Below are 19337 nucleotides of genomic sequence, written 5' to 3'. Positions count from 1 at the left end.
GGGTTCGTTCGGCGACCCCGGGCGTGCTGCTCGGCCCCCCCCCCGGGGGGCGCCCCCCCCCCCCGGGGGGGGGCGGGGGGGGGGGGGGGGGGCCCCCCCCCCCCCCCCCCGGCTCTGCCCCGGACCCCGCTCCTCAATCGCCGGAGGGGCTGGATATGCCCGGCGGGCCTGAAGGGGCCAGCAAGCTAGAAGGGGCCCGCGGGGCTGAGGGGGCCCACGAGGCTGAAGGCACCGGCGGGGCTGAAAGTGCCAGGGAGGCTGAAGAGGCCGGCGGGGCTGAAGGGCCCCGGGCCCCTTTGAGCTACGCCGAGCGGGACAGCGCGTCGCCGTGGACCGGGTCCGCGAACGGGCGGCCGGTCGCGAACCGTTCCAGCTCGTCCAGCGCCTGGTCCGCCATCCGGTGCAGCTCATTGCCGAGCGAGCCCGCGACATGCGGAGTCAGCAGCACGTTCGGCAGGTCGTAGAACGGCGAGGACGCACGGGGCGGATCGGGGTGCGTCACATCCAGCACCGCGTGCAGCCGGCCGCTCGTCAGCTCGGGAAGCAGCGCGTCCTCGTCGACCAGCGAGCCCCGCGCGGTGTTGATGAGCGTCGCGCCCGCCGGCATCGCGGCCAGCTGGGCGGCGCCGATGAGGTGGCGCGTCTCCGGGAGCTGCGGGGCGTGCACCGAGACCACGGAACTGCTCGCGCACAGCTCGTCGAGCGTGCTGAGACGGACACCCAGCCCCGCGGCCCGTTCCGCGTCGACGTAGGGGTCGTACAGCAGGACGTCCAGGTCGAAGGGGCGCAGCAGCTCGATCACCCGGCGGCCGATGCGGGAGGCCCCGACGATGCCGATCGTGCGGCGGTAGTTGCCGGAGCCGTCCAGCTCCGCGAGCCAGTCGTGGTCGGCGCGCAGGGCGCGGTAGCGGTCCGCGGAGTGCAGGACGCGCTTGCCAGCGAAGAGGATCGCCGCGAGGGTGAACTCGGCGACCGGCAGGGCGTTGGCCCCGGCCGCCGAGGTGACGGCGATGCCGCGTTCCCAGCAGGCGTCGGTGATGTGGTGCTTGACCGAGCCGGCCGCGTGCACCACCGCGCGCAGCCGCGGCGCGGCGGCCAGCACCGGTGCGGTGAGCGGCGTCGCGCCCCAGCAGGTGAACAGCACCTCGGCCTCGGCGAGCGCGGCGGCCACCTCGGGCGTCGGCTCGGCCAGGTCGTGGGCGACGAGACGGGTGTCCGTACGGGTGAGGGCGGCCAGCCGGGTGTGGTGGCGTTCGGTGAGGAGGCGCCCGGCGATGCCGGGGCCCATCGCGAGCAGGGCCCTGGGCCGGTTGTCAGTGGCGTGCAGCATGGTGGAACTCGTACTCCTCGGGGCTCGCGTGGACGGTCACTTGACGCTTCCGGCGGTCAGTCCCGCCTTCCAGTGCCGCTGCAGGGAGACGAAGGCGACGATCAGCGGGATGACGGCGAGGAGGGACCCGGTGACGACGAGGGGGTAGAAGCTCGGCTCGCCATGGGTGTTGGTGTTCCACGAGTACAGCCCGAGGCTCAGCGGGAACAGCTTGCGGTCCGAGAGCATCACGAGGGGGAGGAAGAAGTTGTTCCAGATCGCGGTGAACTGGAAGAGGAAGACGGTCACGAAGCCCGGCATGACCATGGGCAGACCGACGGACCAGAAGGTGCGCAGCTCACCCGCCCCGTCGATACGGGCCGCCTCCAGCGCCTCGTTGGGTATGTACCCCGAGCAGAACACCCGGGCGAGATACACGCCGAACGGGTTGACCAGCACCGGGATCAGCACCGACCAGTAGGTGTTCACCAGACCGACCTTGGACGCCAGCAGATACATCGGCAGGGCCAGCGCGGTGGTGGGGACCAGCACGCCCATCAGCACCAGGCCGAACAGCTGGTCCTTGCCCCGGAACGAGTACTTGTCGAAGGCGTACCCCGCGGCGACGCAGATCAGCGAGCAGACGAGCGCGCCACCGCCCGCGTAGCCGAGGCTGTTGAGGTACCAGCGGAAGTAGATGCCGTCGCCGTAGGAGGCCAGGTTCGACAGGTTCTCGCCGAGGTTGAACCCGTCGAAGGAGAACGCGTTGCCGGCGAGCAGCCCACCGGTGTCCTTGGTGGCGGCGGTGACCAGCCAGACGAGCGGGAAGAGCATGTAGACGACGGCGAGCAGCAGGAAACCGTTGACCGCGGTCTTCGACATCCAGCGGCCGCGGGAGGCGGGGGAACTCATGCTTTCTTGCCCTTCCGGCCGGTGAAGCGGGTGACGACGAAGGACAGCAGCGCGGCGGTGAGCGCCAGCAGGATGGAGGCGGCCGCGGCGAGGCCGTAGTCGTTGCGTTCGAAGGCCGCGGTGTACGCGTACATGTTCGGCGTCCAGGTGGAGGAGACGGCGGAGCCCGTCCCCTTGTTGAGGATCAGTGGTTCGGTGAAGAGCTGGAGCGAGCCGATGACGGTGAACAGCGCGACCATCACGACCGAGGCGCGGATCAGCGGGACCTTGATGGCGATCGCGACGCGCCAGGCGCCCGCGCCGTCGACCGTGGCCGCTTCGAGTACGGAGCGGTCGATGGCCTGCAACGCGGCGTAGAAGATCACCATGTTGTAGCCGAGCCATTCCCACAGCGCGATGTTGACGATGGAGGGCAGTGCCCCGTCGGGCGAGAAGAAGTCGAAGCCGATCCCGCCGGACTCCATGGCGCTGACCACCGGGCTGAGCTGCGGTGTGTAGAGGTACACCCAGATCAGCGCGGCGATGATGCCTGGCACGGCGTGCGGCAGGAACAGCGCGAGCTGGAAGAACCGGCGGGCGCGGGCCAGCGTGGAGTCCAGCAGCAGGGCGAGGGCGAGGGCTCCGACGAGCAGCAGCGGAATGTAGAACAGGCAGTATCCGAGGAGTACGCCGAAGCCCTCGCGGAACGCCCGGTCACCCAGGGCCGCCGTGTAGTTGTCGAGTCCGCTGAAGACGGTCTCGGTGCCGCCGAAGCCCAGGCCGGACTGCTTCTCGGTGAACAGGCTGAGCCAGACCGCGTATCCGATCGGCAGCACCATGGCCAAGGTGAACAGTACGAAGAAGGGCCCCAGCAGGATGGCGGCGGCTCTGGTTGTCCGGGCGTGCCTCATCAGCCTGCGTCCTCGACCTTCAGACCGCGCTTCTTCAGCTCGGCGACCGTGGCGTCGTGTCCGGCCTTCACCGCGTCCTTGACGGTGGTGCCACCGCTCGCGACCTTGCCGAACTCGTCCTTCATCGTGGTGTTCGTGGTGCCGGTCGTCGGGCCCCAGCTCCAGTCAGGGCCGATGGACGTCGCGGCCTCGTCGAACACCTGGTAGATGTCCTCGCCGCCGTAGAAGTCGGCGTCGAACGCCTTCTTCGCGGCCGGGCGCAGGGACGCGGCGGCCGGGAAGGCGCTCGAAGTGCCGGACTCGATACGGGCCTTGATGCCGTCCTCGGTGGTCGACATCCAGGTGGCGAACTCGACCGCCGCCTTCGCCTTCTTGCTGGTCTTCGTCACCGCGAAGGTGGAGCCGCCGAGCATGCCGCTGGCCGGCTTCCCGTCCCAGCTGGGCATCGGGGCGACGGCCCACTTGCCGCTCTGCTCGGGCAGGGTCCCCTTGAGGACGCCCGCGCCCCAGGCCGCGCCGACGTAGCCGATGGTGCCGTCGTTCTTGAGGGAGTTGGTCCACTCGGGGCTGAACGAGGCGTTGGCGCGGATCAGGTCGTCGTCGAGCAGACCCTGCCAGTAGTCGGCGACCTTGGCGGTGGCCGCGTCGGTGGTGTTGACCTTCCAGGTGTCGCCCTCGGGCTTGTACCACTGGGCGCCGGCCTGCCAGGCCATCGCCTGGAACGTGGTCGGGTCATCGGGGAAGAACGTGCCTATGCGGGCCTTCTTGTCGGCCTTCTTGACCTTCTGGGCGGCCTTGCGGAAGTCGTCCCAGGTCTTGGGGACCTCGACGCCGTACTTCTTGAACAGGTCCTTGCGGTAGTAGAAGGACTGCGGCGAGGCGTCGAAGGGGACGGCCCAGTTCTTGCCGCCGAGCGTCGTCAGCTCGACGGCCTGGGGCAGCAGCTTCTTCCTGATGTCCTCGGTGAAGTACTGGCCGATGTCCTGGAGCGCGCCCTGACTGACGTACTCCGGGAGCTGCGGGTACTCGATGGAGACCAGGTCGGGGGCGTTGCCCGCCTTCACGGCGTTGGAGATCTTGGCGTAGCCGCCGGCGTTGCCGGACGGGATCTCCTCGTACACCACCTTGATGTTCTCGTGCGAGGCGTTGAACGCGTCAACGACCTCCTTGGACCCCTTGGTCCACCCCCAGAAGGTGATGCTGACGGGCTTGCCGTCGCTTCCGGCGGCGGACGTGTCGTCACCGCTGCCGCCGCAGGCCGTGAGAACGGCGAGGGCGGTGGCGGCGCCGACTACGGCGAGGGACGTTCTGCTCGAACTGCGGCTCACAGCGAGGCTCCTGAACAGGCGGCGACATTGGCGTTGGCGTGATCCTTGGACCAGCCGTGACCGAAGTCAAGAGCGAAAGAGCGAATGATCGAAAAAAGATCAAACGTGTTGTGCGTGGAGACGGTACGAAGGCGCGCGGGGACGGCCCTCCCGATGCGCTCGGGAGGGCCTGCGGAAGCGGCTGGGGAAGGGCCGTGGGACGGGGAGGGGCCGGGGGAGAGCGCCTGAGGGAGCGCCTGAGGGACTCCTACGGGAGCGGCGCTCCGCAGGAGTCCCTGACCCGGAGCTGCGGAAGCAGCGTCAGGTGCCGGCGGGGCGCACCGGCCTCCTGGCCGAGCCGTTCGACCAGGAGTTCCGTCGCGTGGCGGCCCACCTCGCGCTTGGGCGGTGCCACGGCGGTCAGCGGGGTGTCCGCGAGCGCCGCCACCTCGTCGTCGTACGCGATCAGCGCCAGGTCCTGCGGCACGCGCACGCCCAGCTCGGCCAGGCGCTGCACGACCTGGATGGCGTCCACGTCGTTGTGGATCAGCGCGGCCGTCGCCACCCCCGAGCCGACGGCCTCGCGGAGCGCCTGCACGGCCTCCTCGAACGCCTCCGGGGCCTGTTCGGCGGGAACGGACTCGATCACGTCCTGGGGCACGCGCAGCCCGAGCGTGGCCAGTGCCTCCGCGTAGCCGGAGCGCACCGCGAGGGCGGTCGGGGAGTCCGCGCGGGCCATCAGCAGCGGCGCCCCGTGCCCCAGGCGCACTAGGTGGCGCACGGCCAGCAGCACCCCGTGCGCATGGTCCGAGCAGACCCGGTCCAGGCCGTCCAGCGGGGAGCCGGCGGTGGGCCTGCGCTCCAGCAGCACGGTCGGCACGGGCAGCGAGCTGATCCAGTCGCCGAACGCGGAGGGGTCGCCCGGATGCTGCCAGCCCGGCGCGACCAGCAGCCCTTCGGCGCCCGCGGAGAGCAGCCCCCGGGTGCGGGCGTGGTCCTCCTGCGGCCGGTAGTCGGAGATCCGCAGGATCAGCCTGGCCCCCGCCCGCGCGGCGGCCTCGTGTGCGCCGCGGATCACCTCGGCGAAGTAGTACGTCGCGGAGGGCGCGAGCATGCCGAGGACCAGGCCGCCGCCCGTGCCGCCCGGCCCCGAGACGGGGCCGGCGTCCTGCGGCCAGGACACCGAGCCGTGGACCCGGTCGAGCAGGCCGCGGCCGGCCAGTTCCTCGACGTCCCGGCGCACCGTGACGGGTGAGACCCCCAGCTGCGAGGCCAGGTCCGACACCCGGGCGGAGCCCCGGTCCCGGACCAGCCCGAGCAGGCGGTCATGACGTTCAGCTGCACTCTCGCGCACGGCGGCAGTCCCCTCGCAGTGTGTGGCCCGGCCGGAGTCGGAGCCAGTGCCGGAGTCGGTGTCCGACCCTAGACCAATGTGATCGAACGATGGGAGTTTCGATCATTCAAACGTAATCCATTGACGTTCGATCAATCCGAGTCCAGGATTCCCGGCGATGCCGCAGCGCGAAGAAACAGGACCCCACCCGAAGCCCCAGCCGGTGACCACCGGCAGGCAGGCGGGAATCTCCGTCCTCTAGGGCGGAGAGGATGTCAAAACAACACCTTCCACAACAACCAACAACAAGGACCAGATCCCCGGATACCTCGTCCAGGACGACGCCGGCAGCCCCGCCACCACCCAGCACGAACTGTCCGTCCGCAACAACGTCTTCGTCAGCGAGGGCACCGGCGGCTACGCCTTCAAGAACCCGACTCCCGGGCTCTCCTTCGACCACAACGCCTTCCACGGCATCGACATGACCCGCCCCGACCCCGGCGGCATCACCGCCGACCCGAAGCTCCGGACCGACTTCCGTCTCGGCGCGGGCTCGCCCGCCCTCGCCGCCGGAGCCGTCATCGAGAACAACGGCGGCAAGGACTACTTCGGCGACAGGCTGAAGCCCGGCGCCCCCAACATCGGCGCCTACGCGGGCCGCGGAGTGCGGTAACCGACCGCTCACTGAGGCCCGTACTTGCGGCCTGTCTTGGCGGTGACCCCTCCGAGCAGGCCGCGCGGCGTCACCTTGACCAGCCCCATCAGCGCCTTGTAGCGCGGGTCCGGGACCGAGACCGACTTGCCGCGCGCCAGATCCGCCAGAGCCGCCGTCACCAGCTTGTCGGCGTCGAGCCACATCCAGCCCGGGATGTTGCCGGTGCCCATGCCGGCCCGCTCGTGGAACTCCGTGCGGACGAAGCCGGGGCAGAGCGCCATCAGCCGCACGCCCGACCCCGCCAGGTCCTTGGCCGCGCCCTGGGTGAACTGCACGATCCACGCCTTGGACGCCCCGTACGTGCCGCGCGGCACGAACGCCGCCACCGAGGCCACGTTCACGACACCGCCCCTGCCGCGCTCCTTCATCCCGGCCGCGGCCGCCGAGGTCAGCCGCAGAACCGCCTCGCAGTGCACCTTCAGCATGGCCAGCTCATCGGCCATGGGGACGTCCAGATAACGCCCCCTGTTGCCGAACCCGGCGTTGTTGACCAGCAGATCGACGGACTGCAGGCGGTCACCCAGCCGCGCCTCGACCGCGGCGATCCCGTCGTCCGTGGACAGGTCCGCGGACAGCACCTCGGCCTCGATGCCGTGCCGGTCGTGCAGCTCGGTGGCCTGCTCCCGCAGCCGCTCGGTGTCGCGGGCCACCAGGACCAGGTTGTGCCCCTCGGCCGCGAGCCGCCGCGCGAAGGCGGCCCCGATGCCCGCGGTCGCGCCCGTAATCAGTGCAGTCGTCATACGCGGCACGTTAGTGCCCCGCCCGTGCCCCCGGCCGACCCGCCCGGCGCTCCCCGCTCACCGCTGCCGCGCCGCGTACTCCCGCGCCCTCCGCAGCGGCTCGGGGTGCAGCGCGTCCCCGGCCGCGAGCAGGAGCGGCAGCAGCTCCTTCCGGGTCGTCACGGCCCGGAACTGGAGCTCCACCGTGACGTCGTGGTCCGGCCGGTGGACGATCTCCACCGGGTCACCGGCCCGGACCGCACCCGGCGTGATCACCCGCAGGTACGCGCCGGGGGTGGCCGCCCGCGTGTACCGCCTGACCCACTGCTTCTCGTCGAGGTGGCCCGCGAACGTACGGCACGGGATACGGCCCGACGTGATCTCCAGGACCAGATCGGGCCCGATCCGCCAGCGCTCGCCGATCAGCGCGCCCCTGACGTCCACCCCGCCCGTGGTCAGGTTCTCGCCGAAGCAGCCATTGGGCAGCGGGCGTCCCAGCGCCTCCTCCCACCGGTCCAGTTCCTCGCGGGCGAAGGCGTACACCGCCTGGTTCGAGCCGCCGTGAAAACGCAGGTCGCAGACCGCGTCCCCGGCCAGACCGCTGCCGCCGGAACCCTCGGGACCGGGGTCGCTGACCTGTACGGGACCCTCGACCGGGCGCTTGTCGATCCCGGTCACGCCGCCGGGGGAATCGGTGTACGGCACCGCCACGGGGCGGCCCGCGTTCACGGTGAGCACTCTCATCGCGTTCATACCCGCACGCTAACGACTACTGGCTCAAAGTCGCACACGAATAATTCGCACCTTCTCCAAGAGTCGCTTATATTCGAAGGGTGATCGAAGCCCGTCATCTCCGCGTCCTGCGAGCCGTGTCCACCACCGGCTCCTTCTCCGCCGCCGCCCGCGAGCTGGGCTGCACACAGCCCGCGGTCAGCCAGCAGATGAAGGCCCTGGAGTCCTCCGCCGGCACCACGCTGCTCATCCGGACCGGACGCGAGATGCGGCTGACGCAGGCGGGCGAGGCGCTCGTACGGCACGCCTCGGGCATCCTCGCCGGGCTCACCGCCGCCGAGGAGGAGGTCGCCGCGATCGCCGGTCTGCGGGCCGGCCGGGTCCGGCTGGTGTCCTTCCCGAGCGGCAGTTCCACCCTGGTCCCCGGCGCCCTCGCGGCGCTGCGGGCCGCGCACCCCGGCACCCGGGTCTCCCTGGTCGAGGCCGAGCCGCCCCGCTCCGTGGAGATGCTGCGCGACGGGGACTGCGACATCGCCCTGGCCTTCCGGTACGGCACGCAGGGCGCCGAGTGGGACGACCTGGTGGTGCGCCCGCTGCTCACCGACCGCCTGATCGGCCTGCTGCCCGACGGTCACCCTCTGGCGGGCCGGCCGGTGGTGGGCATCGACGAACTCGCCGGCGAACCGTGGATCGCCGGCTGCCCGCGCTGCCGCCGGCAGCTGGTGGAGGTCTGCGAGGAGTCCGGCTTCACCCCCCGGATCGACTTCGCCACCGACGACTACCCGGCGGTGATCGGCCTGGTCGGCGCCGGCCTCGGAGTGGCCGTGCTGCCGGCGCTGGCGATCGAGTCGGTACGCCCTCGGGGCGCCCGGACCGTCACGGTGGAACCGGCCATCGAGCGCGAGATCGTCGCCCTGACCCTGCCCGATCTGGCGCGGGTCCCGGCGGTGGCTGCCACTCTGGACCAGCTGGCGCTGGCGGCCGCCCGCTGAGCGGTGCGGGGTACGGGGTGCGCGGGCGTAGTCGTTCGCGGCGGGGTCCGCGGGCATGGTCCGCGGTCCGCGAGGTGTGCGTCGCGGGGCGTGCGTCGCGTGCGCAGAAACGTTTCTGCCGCACGGCAGGCGTCAGCCGTGCCCAGGGGGTGACGCGGGGCCCGAGGGTGCCGTCGCCGCGATGAGCCGGTTGCGGGCGCGTCCCATGAGCTCCTCGCGCTCGTCCTCGGTCAGGCCGCCCCACACTCCGTAGGGCTCTCGTACCGCCAGTGCGTGGGCCGCGCACTCGGCACGTACCGGGCACCGCATGCAGACCTCTTTCGCGGAGTTCTCGCGGGCGCTCCGGGCGGCGCCCCGTTCTCCCTCGGGGTGGAAGAACAGCGAGCTGTCGACCCCGCGGCAGGCCGCCAGCAGCTGCCAGTCCCACAGATCGGCGTTGGGTCCGGGAAGGCGGGAGAAATCTGCCATTGCTTGTCCCCTCGAAACCGTACTGAGTCGGAAACGTCGTGGTCGTCAGACTTTGTCCGTGTTCATGACCGTACATCTACGGTGTTAGTAGATGTAAATATGACTGATTGCGAATCTAGTCTCAGACACCAGCAAAAGGGAAGAAAACCCGCTAAATGGGGCATAGGTACCTGTGAAGGTTCAGTTGACGGCTGGACGACCCGTGGCGCTCTGCTCCGTGTCCGCCTCCTCACGTAGAGTGCCGAACTCGGTTGTCCGACCCGTAACTCTTTCGAGTGACCATCGTTGAGAGTGCGGAGGCGGTTGGCAGAGAAAGCGATCGGGCAGATGTCCGAGAGCGTCAACCGCACAGGTGACGACTTGTAACAGCCTGGAGGCTCAAGGTGACGCGCATCAGCTTCGGAGGGCGGTCATGACATCCGTCCTCGTCTGCGACGACTCCCCGCTTGCCCGAGAGGCGCTCCGCCGCGCGGTCGCGACCGTGCCCGGCGTCGAGCGTGTGACGACGGCGGCCAACGGCGAGGAAGTCCTCCGCCGCTGGGGTGCCGACCGTTCGGATCTGATTCTGATGGATGTACGCATGCCCGGCCTGGGGGGTGTGGAGACCGTCCGTCGGCTGCTCTCCGCCGACCCCGGGGCGAGGATCATCATGCTGACCGTCGCCGAGGATCTGGACGGCGTCGCGCTCGCGGTCGCCGCCGGGGCACGCGGGTATCTGCACAAGGACGCCTCCCGGGCGGAGCTCCGGGCGACCGTCACCCAGGCGCTGGCCGATCCGACGTGGCGGTTGGCCCCGCGCCGGCTGCGGTCGGCCGAGATGGGCGCGGCGCCCACGCTCACGGCGCGTGAGATCCAGGTGCTCGAAGGGATGAGCCACGGCCGCTCCAACGCGGAGATCGGCCGTGAGCTGTTCCTCTCCGAGGACACGGTGAAGACACACGCCAGGCGTCTGTTCAAGAAGCTCGGCGCATCGGACCGGGCGCACGCCGTCGCACTCGGCTTCCGGTGGGGCCTGGTCCGCTAGGTCGGAGTCGAAGTCCCGTCTGCCTCGCGGCGGGCGGGGCGGTCCGGGCCAGGGGTGCACCCAGGGTCTGTTCCGAGCCCCGCCCACCGTGCGGGGGCCGGGGCGCACGCCCGCGGAGTCGTCGAATTTCCGGTGGGCCCTTCCCGGTATGTGACGCTTCCCGGCGGATGACGCATCCTTGAGATGTGGAGTTCCTCGGGAACGATTCGGTCGAGCGGAAGGGGAGGGCGCAGGACATGACTTCCGGCGCACCCGCTCATAACGCTTCGGTGCACAACTACGGACGCGGTGCCACGGATGACGCGGCACCGGGGCACCATGGTCCGATGCGCGACGACGGAACGACGGTGATCGGTGCCCTGGTGCACCGCGCCGTCGAGGGCGACGCGCAGGCCACTCATGATCTGCTGGCCCATGTCCACCCCCTCGCGCTGCGCTACTGCAGGTCCCGGCTGAACCGGCTGCCCGGTGATGCCCGCCACTTCGTGGAGGACCTGGCGCAGGAGGTCTGCGTCGCGGTGCTGATGGCGCTGCCGCGGTACAAGGACACCGGCAGGCCCTTCGAGGCCTTCGTTTTCGCCATCGCCGGCCACAAGGTGGCCGATCTCCAGCGGGCCGCGATGCGGTACCCGGGATCGACCGCGGTGCCCTCCGACGAGATGCCGGAGCGGCCGGACGATTCACTCGGGCCCGAGGAGCGCGCGCTGCTCAGCAGCGATGCGGCCTGGGCCAAGAGGCTCCTCGCCAACCTTCCGGACAACCAGCGTGAGCTGCTGGTTCTGCGCGTCGCGGTCGGGCTGACCGCCGAGGAGACCGGACAGCTGCTCGGCATGTCCCCGGGTGCGGTCCGGGTCGCCCAGCACCGTGCGCTGAGCCGGCTGCGAGCCCTCGCCGAGCAGTGAGCCGGGGATCGCCGCGGTCCCGTACGAAGCTACAGAACCTCCAGGTGATCTTGCTCGTGGAATGAGACGCCCACGGAGGCCGTTAGCATGGACATCCGCACCGATCAAGGCCATTTGGGGAAGGTGTCATGACTGCAAACGTCGACGGAGTGCCCGAGAAATTCGCGACGCTCGGGCTGACATACGACGACGTGCTGCTGCTGCCGGGCGCATCTGACGTGCTGCCCAACGCGGTCGACACCTCGTCGCTCATCTCGCGCAACGTCCGGGTCAACATCCCGCTGCTCTCCGCCGCCATGGACAAGGTGACCGAGGCCCGTATGGCGATCGCCATGGCCCGTCAGGGCGGCGTCGGCGTACTGCACCGCAATCTCTCGATCGAGGACCAGGTCAACCAGGTGGACCTGGTGAAGCGGTCCGAGTCCGGCATGGTCACCGACCCGATCACGGTCAGCCCGGACGCCACGCTCGGCGAGGCCGACGCACTGTGCGCCAAGTTCCGCATCAGCGGCGTCCCGGTCACCGACCCGGCGGGCAAGCTGCTCGGCATCGTCACCAACCGCGACATGGCCTTCGAGTCGGACCGCTCGCGCCAGGTGCGCGAGGTCATGACGCCGATGCCGCTGGTCACCGGCCGGGTCGGCATCTCCGGCGTGGACGCCATGGAGCTGCTGCGCCGCCACAAGATCGAGAAGCTTCCGCTGGTCGACGAGGCGGGCATCCTCAAGGGCCTCATCACGGTCAAGGACTTCAAGAAGGCCGAGCAGTACCCGAACGCGGCCAAGGACGCCGAGGGCCGGCTGCTCGTCGGCGCGGCCGTCGGCGCCAGCCCGGAGGCGCTGGACCGCGCCCAGGCGCTGGCCGGGGCCGGGGTGGACTTCCTCATCGTCGACACCTCGCACGGCCACAACAGCAACGCCCTCAACTGGATGGCCAAGATCAAGTCGGCCGTGAACGTGGACGTCATCGGCGGCAACGTCGCGACCCGCGACGGCGCCCAGGCCCTGGTCGACGCGGGCATGGACGGCGTCAAGGTGGGCGTCGGACCCGGCTCGATCTGCACCACCCGCGTGGTCGCCGGCATCGGCGTCCCGCAGGTCACCGCGATCTACGAGGCCGCGCTGGCCGCCCGTGCGGCGGGCGTCCCGGTCATCGGTGACGGCGGCCTGCAGTACTCCGGCGACATCGGCAAGGCCCTGGTGGCCGGCGCGGACGCGGTGATGCTCGGCTCGCTGCTCGCGGGCTGCGAGGAGTCCCCGGGCGAGCTGCTCTTCATCAACGGCAAGCAGTTCAAGTCGTACCGCGGCATGGGTTCGCTGGGCGCGATGCAGTCCCGCGGGCAGGGCCGCTCGTACTCGAAGGACCGCTACTTCCAGGCCGAGGTGTCCTCCGACGAGAAGCTCGTCCCCGAGGGCATCGAGGGCCAGGTGCCCTATCGCGGCCCGCTGGGCAACGTGCTGCACCAGCTCGTCGGCGGTCTCCGCCAGACGATGGGGTACGTGGGCGCGGCCTCGGTCGACGAGATGGAGAGCAAGGGCCGCTTCGTGCGGATCACCTCGGCGGGTCTCAAGGAGAGCCACCCGCACGACATCCAGATGACGGTCGAGGCACCGAACTACAGCAGGAAGTAACGCAACGACGCAGGTGAGGGGCGGACCGGGGTTCCCGGGACCGCCCCTCATGTGCGTGTCGGGGATACTGGACAGCGCAGACGTAGAGGGAAAGGCCACACCATCGTGACTGAGATCGAGATCGGGCGCGGCAAGCGCGGCCGCCGGGCATTCGCATTCGACGACATCGCCGTCGTCCCGAGCCGCCGGACCCGCGACCCGAAGGAGGTCTCGATCGCCTGGCAGATCGACGCCTACCGCTTCGAGCTGCCGTTCCTGGCCGCTCCCATGGACTCCGTCGTCTCCCCGCAGCACGCCATCCGCATCGGTGAGCTCGGCGGCCTCGGCGTGCTCAACCTGGAAGGCCTGTGGACCCGGCACGCCGACCCGCAGCCGCTGCTCGACGAGATCGCCCAGATGCCCGTCGAGTCGGCCACCCGCCGGCTCCAGGAGATCTACTCCGCCCCCATCCAGGAGGAGCTGATCGGGCAGCGCATCAAGGAGGTGCGCGACTCCGGTGTCGTCACCGCCGCCGCGCTCTCCCCGCAGCGCACCGCCCAGTTCTCCAAGGCCGTCGTCGACGCGGGTGTGGACATCTTCGTCATCCGCGGTACGACGGTCTCCGCCGAGCACGTCTCGGGCGCGGCCGAGCCGCTCAACCTGAAGCAGTTCATCTACGAGCTGGACGTCCCGGTGATCGTCGGCGGCTGCGCCACGTACACCGCCGCCCTGCACCTGATGCGTACCGGCGCGGCCGGTGTCCTCGTCGGCTTCGGCGGCGGCGCCGCGCACACCACGCGCAACGTCTTCGGCATCCAGGTCCCGATGGCGACCGCGGTCGCGGACGTGGCCGGTGCCCGCCGCGACTACATGGACGAGTCCGGCGGCCGGTACGTGCACGTGATCGCGGACGGCGGCGTCGGCTGGTCCGGCGACCTGCCGAAGGCCATCGCCTGCGGTGCGGACGCCGTGATGATGGGCTCCCCGCTCGCCCGCGCGACGGACGCGCCCGGCCGCGGCCGGCACTGGGGCATGGAGGCCGTCCACGAGGACGTGCCGCGCGGCAAGCTGGTCGACCTCGGCTCGGTCGGGACGACGGAGGAGGTCCTCACCGGCCCCTCGCACACCCCCGACGGCTCGATGAACATCTTCGGCGCACTGCGCCGGGCGATGGCGACCACGGGCTACAGCGACCTGAAGGAGTTCCAGCGCGTCGAGGTCACGGTGGCGGACTCGCAGCACCGCCGCTGAGTACGCGCAGTTACGACGGGAGCGCCCGGACCGCGATCGCGGTCCGGGCGCTCCCGTGTGTGCGGCTCTAGGCCGCGGCCTTCTTGGCGCCGGAGAACGCGGCGACCGCCGCGACGGCGAAGAAGAGGTACGAGATGAAGTCCGAGTCGGCCTTCCACGCATCGTTCAGCAGGCCGAAGTGGTCGAAGAACATCTCGGAGACCGTGACGGGGAAGTCCTTGGCCGCCATCATCGCCTCGCCGAGGAGTTGGCCGAAGTAGACGGCGATCAGCGCGAAAACGGCGCTGAGGACCGGCAGCGCGGGGTTCCGGCCGCCGACCTTGCCGGAGGCGAAGCCGACGAGGAAGCCGACACCCACGGCCGCGTAGCCGATCTCGTGCCTGGTGGTGCCGATGATCGCACCGTAGACCGCTCCCGCGACCACGGCCGCGACGACGGCGGTGAGGATGCCGAGCCCGACGTTGTCCCGTGCCGGCGCCGCCGGCGCGAACGGTGTACCGCCGCCGAACTGCTGGCCGGGCTGGCCGGGCTGGCCGTACGGGCCGGGCTGGCCCGGCTGGCCCGGCTGGCCGTACGGGCCCGGCTGCTCGGCGAACGGGTTGCCGGTCGGGGCGCCGGGCTGGGGCTGGCCCGGCTGCTGGCCGGCGTACGGGTTGCCGTCCTGGGGCGGGCCGCCGTACGGCTGCTGCGGCTGGTTCGGCGGTGGTACGGGCTGGCTCATGGCGGGATCCCCCTGGGACGCGTACGCACGAATGTGCGAGAAGTGACGCCGCAGGCTAGCAGCCGCCTCGGACATCGGCCCAGAAAATTCCTTGGGGGGACTGCGATCAGAGCCGGTGAGCGGCTCCGGCAGGAGTCGCGCCCCGGGTGTCGAGGAGCAGCTGCGCCTTCACGGCGAGACCTTGCAGGTCGTACGTGCGGTGGTGCTGGAGCAGCACCGTGAGGTCGGCGCTGGAGGCCGCTTCGTAGAGCGAATCGGCGCGGGGGACCGGGAGTTCACGTACACGCCAGTCCAGGACGTGCGGATCGTGGTAGCCGATCTGGGCCCCCATGTCCATCAGCCGGGTGGCGATCTCGCGGGCGGGGGAGGCCTCCTGGTCGGCGAGGTCCGGCTTGTAGGTGACGCCGAGCAGCAGCACCCGGGCGCCGCGCACGGATTTCCCGTGCTCGTTGAGGAGGGTGGCGCAGCGCTGGATCACGTACTGCGGCATCCGGTCGTTGATCTCCTGGGCGAGCGAGACCATCCGCAGCGGGTGGCCGGGGGTGCGGCTGCTGTACGGGAGGTAGCCCGGGTCGACCGGGGCTCCGTGGCCGCCGACGCCGGGGCCGGGGCGGAATGGCTGGAAGCCGAAGGGCTTGGTCTCGGCGCACCTGATGACGTCCCACAGGTCGACGCCGATGTCGTGGCAGAGCACGGCCATCTCGTTGACCAGGGCGATGTTGACGTGCCGGAAGTTGGTCTCCAGGACCTTCGTCATCTCGGCCTCGCGCGGGCCGCGGGCTCGTACGACCTTGTCGGTGAGCCTGCCGTAGAAGGCCGCGGCCGATTCGGTGCAGGCGGGGGTGAGGCCGCCGATGACCTTGGGGGTGTTGGCGTAGACGTGGGTGCGGTTGCCCGGGTCGAGCCGGGTCGGGGAGTAGGCGAGGTGGAAGTCGCGTCCGCCGCGCAGCCCCGAGCCGTTTTCGAGGAGGGGGAGCAGGAAGTTCTCGGTGGTGCCGGGCGGCACGGCCGATTCCAGCAGCACCGTGGTGTGCGGTCGCAGCCGGGCGGCCAGGGCGCGGGCCGCGTCGCCGACGGCGCCGAGGTCCAGGGTGCGGTCGGGGCCGAGCGGGGTGGGCGCGCAGATCACGGCGGTACGGACCCGGCCCAGCTCGGCCTCGTTGGTGGTGGGGCGGAAGCCCCCGGAGAGCATGCGGCGGACGTCGGACGCGGTGAGCGGACCCTCGACGGGGGTGCGGCCCGCGGAGAGCTCCGCGAAGGCCCGGGGGTCGGTGTCGTAGCCGACGGTCTGGATGCCGGCTGCGACGGCGGCTTGGGCGAGGGGCAGGCCGAGGTGACCGAGTCCGATGACGGCGAGGTCTGCAGGCACGTGGGTGGCCGTCCTTCCCTAAGACCATGAGGGCAGAAAGTGCAACTGCTGGGGACAGCGCAATGTCAGACTAGGCGTAAATATGACCTATATGTCGCATTGTGCTGCCCCGGTTGTCCGGGTGTTGTCCACAGCCGGTGGCTGAAGTGGCGGAGCCCGGACAGAATCGAGGGGTGGGCACGGGCGCCCGACCCCACGGTCGGACCGCACTCCCGTGCCCGGACCACCCCGATCTACCGGGAGGCAGCAGTGAGGACAGCGACACTGGGACCCGCGGAGCGCGGCGAGGCGCTCGCAGCGATGGCCGAGCGCGAACTGGACGTGCTGGTCGTGGGGGCGGGCGTGGTCGGCGCCGGGACGGCACTCGACGCGGCCACAAGAGGGCTCGCGACCGGCCTGGTCGAGGCGCGCGACTGGGCGTCCGGCACATCGAGCCGGTCGAGCAAGCTGATCCACGGCGGGCTGCGCTATCTGGAGATGCTCGACTTCGCGCTCGTCCGGGAGGCGCTGAAGGAGCGCGGGCTGCTGCTGGGGCGGCTGGCCCCGCATCTGGTGAAACCGGTGCCGTTCCTCTACCCGTTGCAGCACAAGGGCTGGGAGCGGCTGTACGCGGGCTCGGGCGTCGCGCTGTACGACGCGATGTCGGTGTCGTCCGGGCACGGCCGCGGGCTGCCCGTGCACCGGCACCTCTCCCGCCGCCAGGCCCTGCGGGTCGCGCCCGCACTCAAGCGGGACGCCCTGGTGGGGGCCCTGCAGTACTACGACGCCCAGATGGACGACGCCCGCTATGTGGCGACGCTGGTGCGCACCGCCGCCGGCTACGGCGCGCATGTGGCGAACCGGGCCCGGGTGACCGGTTTCCTCCGGGAGGGCGAGCGGGTCGTCGGCGTCCGGGTGGAGGACGTCGAGGCGGGCGGTGAGTACGAGGTCAGGGCCAAACAGGTGGTCAACGCCACCGGCGTCTGGACGGATGACACCCAGGCGCTGATCGGCGAGCGCGGCCAGTTCCACGTCCGGGCGTCCAAGGGCATCCACCTGGTCGTCCCGAAGGACCGCATCCACTCCTCCACCGGCCTGATCCTGCGCACCGAGAAGTCCGTGCTCTTCGTCATCCCGTGGGGGCGGCACTGGATCGTCGGCACGACGGACACCGACTGGGATCTGGACAAGGCGCATCCGGCCGCGTCCAGCGCGGATATCGACTATCTGCTCGAACACGTCAATTCGGTGCTGGCCACCCCGCTGACCAGGGACGACGTCCAGGGTGTCTACGCGGGGCTGCGGCCGCTGCTGGCCGGCGAGTCGGACGCGACCAGCAAGCTCTCGCGCGAGCACACCGTGGCGCATCCGCTGCCGGGCCTCGTCGTCGTCGCGGGCGGGAAGTACACCACGTACCGGGTGATGGCCAAGGACGCCGTCGACGAGGCGGTGCACGGCCTCGACCAGCGGGTGGCCGAATGCGTCACCGAGGACATCCCGCTGCTGGGCGCCGAGGGCTACCGCGCCCTGTGGAACGCGCGGGCCAGGATCGCCGCCCGGACCGGACTGCACGTCGCCCGGGTGGAGCATCTGCTGAACCGGTACGGCGCCATGACCGAGGAGATCCTGGAGCTGATCGTCGCCGATCCGGTGATGGGCGAACCGCTGCCGTCCGCCGACGACTACCTGAAGGCCGAGATCGTCTACGCCGCCTCGCACGAGGGGGCCCGCCACCTCGACGACGTGCTGACCCGGCGGACCCGGATCTCCATCGAGACCTTCGACCGGGGCACGCGCTCCGCGCAGCTCTGCGCGGAACTGATGGCTCCGGTGCTCGGCTGGGACAAGAGCCAGATCGGGCGGGAGGTCGCGCACTACGAGAAGCGGGTGGAGGCGGAGCGCGAGTCGCAGCGCCAGCCCGACGACCTGACGGCGGACGCGGCACGGCTCGGGGTGCCGGACATCGTGCCCGACTAGGAGCGGGGTGGCTCCGGTCCGGGGCCCGTGCCGCGCGGGCCCTCGGCTCGGGCCGGGCAGAACTCCGCTTCCAGGAGCGCGGGTTCGACGGTGTCAGCGCGGTCCAGGATGTCCGTGTCGATGCGGTACGTCAGGATGTGGCCGCCGTCGCGACTTGCGGCGGTACGGACGTAACTGCCCGCAATGCGTCCGTTGTGGCCCCAGACGGTGACCCCGCAGGAGAGCCGCTCCGGGTAGATCCCCAGGCCGTAGTTCCCTTGCGCCGCAGCGGTGTTCAGCAGCGCGGCGAGCTGGGCGGGCGGGAGCAGCCGTCCGCCCAGCAGGGCCGCGTAGAAGCGGTTCAGATCGGCGAGCGTGGAGATCAGCTCACCGGCGGCGCCCGCGGTGCGCGGGTCGAGGTCGGTGGCATCGGTCAGGCCGTCGCCCGCCGGATCGCGGGTGTAGCCGCGGCCGTGCGGTGCGGGCAGTGTGGTGCGGGCCCCGGGCAGGGAGGTGCCGGTGAGACGGAGGGGAACGATGATGCGGCGCCGGATCTCGGTGGCGTAGGTGTGTCCGGTGACGCGCTGAACGACCAGTCCCAGTGCGGCGTAATCGGTATTGGAGTAGGCGAATGTGCCGGGGCGGGACGTGGGGCGGTGGCTCGTCGCCGTACGGATCGCGGCGGTGGCGGAGAGCGGGTGCGCCGACCCGTCGTCGGTGTAGTCGTAGAGCCCGCTGGTGTGGCTGAGCAGGGCGCGCAGGGTGAGGCGCCGGCCGTCGTTCCCGTGACCGCGGATCAGTCCGGGCAGGAAGCGCTCGAGCGGGTCCGACAGCCGCAGTCCACCCTCATGGGCGAGTTGGAGGACGACGGTGGCGACGAAGGTCTTGGTGATGCTGCCCGCCCGGAAGCGGTCCGCGTACCGGATACCGGGACCCGTTGACCGGTAGACGCCGGGGCGGGCGGAGGAGGAAGTGCGGGTCAGGAGTGCGGCGGTGGGGGCTTCGCCCTGGACGGCGAGGCGTGGCAGGTAGGAGGCTGCGGGAGTGAGGTGTGGTTCGCTGGGCAGGTTCGCTGTTCCGAGGCCGAGCAGCGCCGTCACCAACAGAGTGACGAGCGGTGCCCTCGGAATCGGCATGGCGGGGGAGTC

Annotated in this window: 18 protein-coding genes; 7 read left to right on the top strand and 11 right to left on the bottom strand. The window is 70.8% G+C overall.

Annotation, left to right across the window (positions count from 1 at the left end; all coding sequences use genetic code 11):
* Positions 1-301: 301 nt before the first annotated feature.
* From ACZ6S6_RS37125 to ACZ6S6_RS37105, 5 genes are all read right to left on the bottom strand, one after another.
* Complete coding sequence (locus ACZ6S6_RS37125) at positions 302-1330, bottom strand: hydroxyacid dehydrogenase (protein WP_469709423.1); 1029 nt, start codon at positions 1328-1330, stop codon at positions 302-304.
* A 36-nt stretch (positions 1331-1366) separates the two neighbouring features.
* A complete protein-coding gene (locus ACZ6S6_RS37120; RefSeq protein WP_362967437.1) occupies positions 1367-2221 on the bottom strand; it encodes a carbohydrate ABC transporter permease in 855 nt (284 codons plus the stop codon).
* Positions 2218-3111 carry a carbohydrate ABC transporter permease gene (locus ACZ6S6_RS37115; RefSeq protein WP_362967439.1) on the bottom strand — a complete coding sequence of 298 codons (894 nt, stop codon included), beginning with the start codon at positions 3109-3111 and terminating at the stop codon, positions 2218-2220. The genes ACZ6S6_RS37120 and ACZ6S6_RS37115 overlap by 4 nt, the downstream gene beginning before the upstream one ends.
* Entirely contained in the window at positions 3111-4439 is a 1329-nt protein-coding gene (locus tag ACZ6S6_RS37110) for an ABC transporter substrate-binding protein (RefSeq protein WP_362967441.1), read from the bottom strand. The genes ACZ6S6_RS37115 and ACZ6S6_RS37110 overlap by 1 nt, the downstream gene beginning before the upstream one ends.
* A 247-nt stretch (positions 4440-4686) precedes the next feature.
* Positions 4687-5772, bottom strand: a complete 1086-nt coding sequence (locus ACZ6S6_RS37105) for a substrate-binding domain-containing protein (RefSeq protein WP_362967443.1) — start codon at positions 5770-5772, stop codon at positions 4687-4689.
* Between the two features lie 460 nt (positions 5773-6232).
* Between ACZ6S6_RS37105 and ACZ6S6_RS37100 the strand changes: the two genes are divergently transcribed.
* On the top strand, positions 6233-6424 hold the full coding sequence (locus tag ACZ6S6_RS37100; RefSeq protein WP_469709420.1) for a hypothetical protein: 192 nt from the start codon (positions 6233-6235) through the stop codon (positions 6422-6424).
* 8 nt (positions 6425-6432) lie between these two features.
* Here ACZ6S6_RS37100 and ACZ6S6_RS37095 read toward each other — a convergent pair whose 3' ends face one another.
* Positions 6433-7206 carry an SDR family NAD(P)-dependent oxidoreductase gene (locus ACZ6S6_RS37095; protein ID WP_362954189.1) on the bottom strand — a complete coding sequence of 258 codons (774 nt, stop codon included), beginning with the start codon at positions 7204-7206 and terminating at the stop codon, positions 6433-6435.
* A 57-nt stretch (positions 7207-7263) separates the two neighbouring features.
* Positions 7264-7929 (bottom strand): MOSC domain-containing protein, encoded by a 666-nt coding sequence (locus tag ACZ6S6_RS37090; protein WP_469709424.1) that lies wholly within the window; start codon positions 7927-7929, stop codon positions 7264-7266.
* Between the two features lie 89 nt (positions 7930-8018).
* On the opposite strand from ACZ6S6_RS37090, the gene ACZ6S6_RS37085 reads away from it, so the two are divergent.
* Complete coding sequence (locus ACZ6S6_RS37085) at positions 8019-8909, top strand: LysR family transcriptional regulator (protein ID WP_362954187.1); 891 nt, start codon at positions 8019-8021, stop codon at positions 8907-8909.
* Between the two features lie 132 nt (positions 8910-9041).
* Here ACZ6S6_RS37085 and ACZ6S6_RS37080 read toward each other — a convergent pair whose 3' ends face one another.
* Positions 9042-9377: a WhiB family transcriptional regulator gene (locus ACZ6S6_RS37080; protein WP_362954185.1), complete on the bottom strand. Its 336-nt coding sequence runs from the start codon at positions 9375-9377 to the stop codon at positions 9042-9044.
* A gap of 412 nt (positions 9378-9789) precedes the next feature.
* On the opposite strand from ACZ6S6_RS37080, the gene ACZ6S6_RS37075 reads away from it, so the two are divergent.
* From ACZ6S6_RS37075 to ACZ6S6_RS37060, 4 genes are all read left to right on the top strand, one after another.
* Complete coding sequence (locus ACZ6S6_RS37075; RefSeq protein ID WP_003948568.1) at positions 9790-10401, top strand: response regulator transcription factor; 612 nt, start codon at positions 9790-9792, stop codon at positions 10399-10401.
* A 326-nt stretch (positions 10402-10727) separates the two neighbouring features.
* Positions 10728-11303, top strand: a complete 576-nt coding sequence (locus tag ACZ6S6_RS37070) for a sigma-70 family RNA polymerase sigma factor (protein WP_362954183.1) — start codon at positions 10728-10730, stop codon at positions 11301-11303.
* 128 nt (positions 11304-11431) lie between these two features.
* Entirely contained in the window at positions 11432-12934 is a 1503-nt protein-coding gene (guaB, locus tag ACZ6S6_RS37065) for an IMP dehydrogenase (protein ID WP_469709417.1), read from the top strand.
* A gap of 105 nt (positions 12935-13039) precedes the next feature.
* Positions 13040-14164 (top strand): GuaB3 family IMP dehydrogenase-related protein, encoded by a 1125-nt coding sequence (locus ACZ6S6_RS37060; protein ID WP_362954179.1) that lies wholly within the window; start codon positions 13040-13042, stop codon positions 14162-14164.
* Positions 14165-14231: 67 nt separating this feature from the next.
* Here the strand turns inward: ACZ6S6_RS37060 and ACZ6S6_RS37055 are convergent, their stop codons facing one another.
* Together ACZ6S6_RS37055 and ACZ6S6_RS37050 are read right to left on the bottom strand one after the other, a co-directional pair.
* On the bottom strand, positions 14232-14885 hold the full coding sequence (locus tag ACZ6S6_RS37055; protein ID WP_362954177.1) for a hypothetical protein: 654 nt from the start codon (positions 14883-14885) through the stop codon (positions 14232-14234).
* Positions 14886-14991: 106 nt separating this feature from the next.
* Positions 14992-16254 (bottom strand): nucleotide sugar dehydrogenase, encoded by a 1263-nt coding sequence (locus ACZ6S6_RS37050; protein ID WP_362954176.1) that lies wholly within the window; start codon positions 16252-16254, stop codon positions 14992-14994.
* A gap of 249 nt (positions 16255-16503) precedes the next feature.
* On the opposite strand from ACZ6S6_RS37050, the gene ACZ6S6_RS37045 reads away from it, so the two are divergent.
* On the top strand, positions 16504-18210 hold the full coding sequence (locus tag ACZ6S6_RS37045) for a glycerol-3-phosphate dehydrogenase/oxidase (RefSeq protein ID WP_362954175.1): 1707 nt from the start codon (positions 16504-16506) through the stop codon (positions 18208-18210).
* On the opposite strand, the gene ACZ6S6_RS37040 is transcribed toward ACZ6S6_RS37045, so the two are convergent.
* Positions 18207-19325, bottom strand: coding sequence for a serine hydrolase domain-containing protein (locus tag ACZ6S6_RS37040; RefSeq protein WP_469709414.1), 1119 nt, complete (start codon positions 19323-19325; stop codon positions 18207-18209). The two genes, ACZ6S6_RS37045 and ACZ6S6_RS37040, sit on opposite strands and share 4 nt — an antisense overlap.
* Between the last annotated feature and the right edge of the window lie 12 nt (positions 19326-19337).

It is taken from the genome of Streptomyces sp. NPDC048671, assembly GCF_055587045.1.
Note: the sequence above shows the minus strand (reverse complement) of the source record. Positions and strands in the feature narration are given on the sequence as shown.

Excerpts from the sequence above, each read along its gene's own strand:
- ACZ6S6_RS37125 (WP_469709423.1), bottom strand. The coding sequence starts at position 1,330 with ATGCTGCACGCCACTGACAACCGGCCCAGGGCCCTGCTCGCGATGGGC.
- ACZ6S6_RS37120 (WP_362967437.1), bottom strand. The coding sequence starts at position 2,221 with ATGAGTTCCCCCGCCTCCCGCGGCCGCTGGATGTCGAAGACCGCGGTC.
- ACZ6S6_RS37115 (WP_362967439.1), bottom strand. The coding sequence starts at position 3,111 with ATGAGGCACGCCCGGACAACCAGAGCCGCCGCCATCCTGCTGGGGCCC.
- ACZ6S6_RS37100 (WP_469709420.1), top strand. The coding sequence starts at position 6,233 with ATGACCCGCCCCGACCCCGGCGGCATCACCGCCGACCCGAAGCTCCGG.
- ACZ6S6_RS37095 (WP_362954189.1), bottom strand. The coding sequence starts at position 7,206 with ATGACGACTGCACTGATTACGGGCGCGACCGCGGGCATCGGGGCCGCC.
- ACZ6S6_RS37090 (WP_469709424.1), bottom strand. The coding sequence starts at position 7,929 with ATGAGAGTGCTCACCGTGAACGCGGGCCGCCCCGTGGCGGTGCCGTAC.
- ACZ6S6_RS37080 (WP_362954185.1), bottom strand. The coding sequence starts at position 9,377 with ATGGCAGATTTCTCCCGCCTTCCCGGACCCAACGCCGATCTGTGGGAC.
- ACZ6S6_RS37075 (WP_003948568.1), top strand. The coding sequence starts at position 9,790 with ATGACATCCGTCCTCGTCTGCGACGACTCCCCGCTTGCCCGAGAGGCG.
- ACZ6S6_RS37070 (WP_362954183.1), top strand. The coding sequence starts at position 10,728 with ATGCGCGACGACGGAACGACGGTGATCGGTGCCCTGGTGCACCGCGCC.
- guaB (WP_469709417.1), top strand. The coding sequence starts at position 11,432 with ATGACTGCAAACGTCGACGGAGTGCCCGAGAAATTCGCGACGCTCGGG.
- ACZ6S6_RS37055 (WP_362954177.1), bottom strand. The coding sequence starts at position 14,885 with ATGAGCCAGCCCGTACCACCGCCGAACCAGCCGCAGCAGCCGTACGGC.
- ACZ6S6_RS37040 (WP_469709414.1), bottom strand. The coding sequence starts at position 19,325 with ATGCCGATTCCGAGGGCACCGCTCGTCACTCTGTTGGTGACGGCGCTG.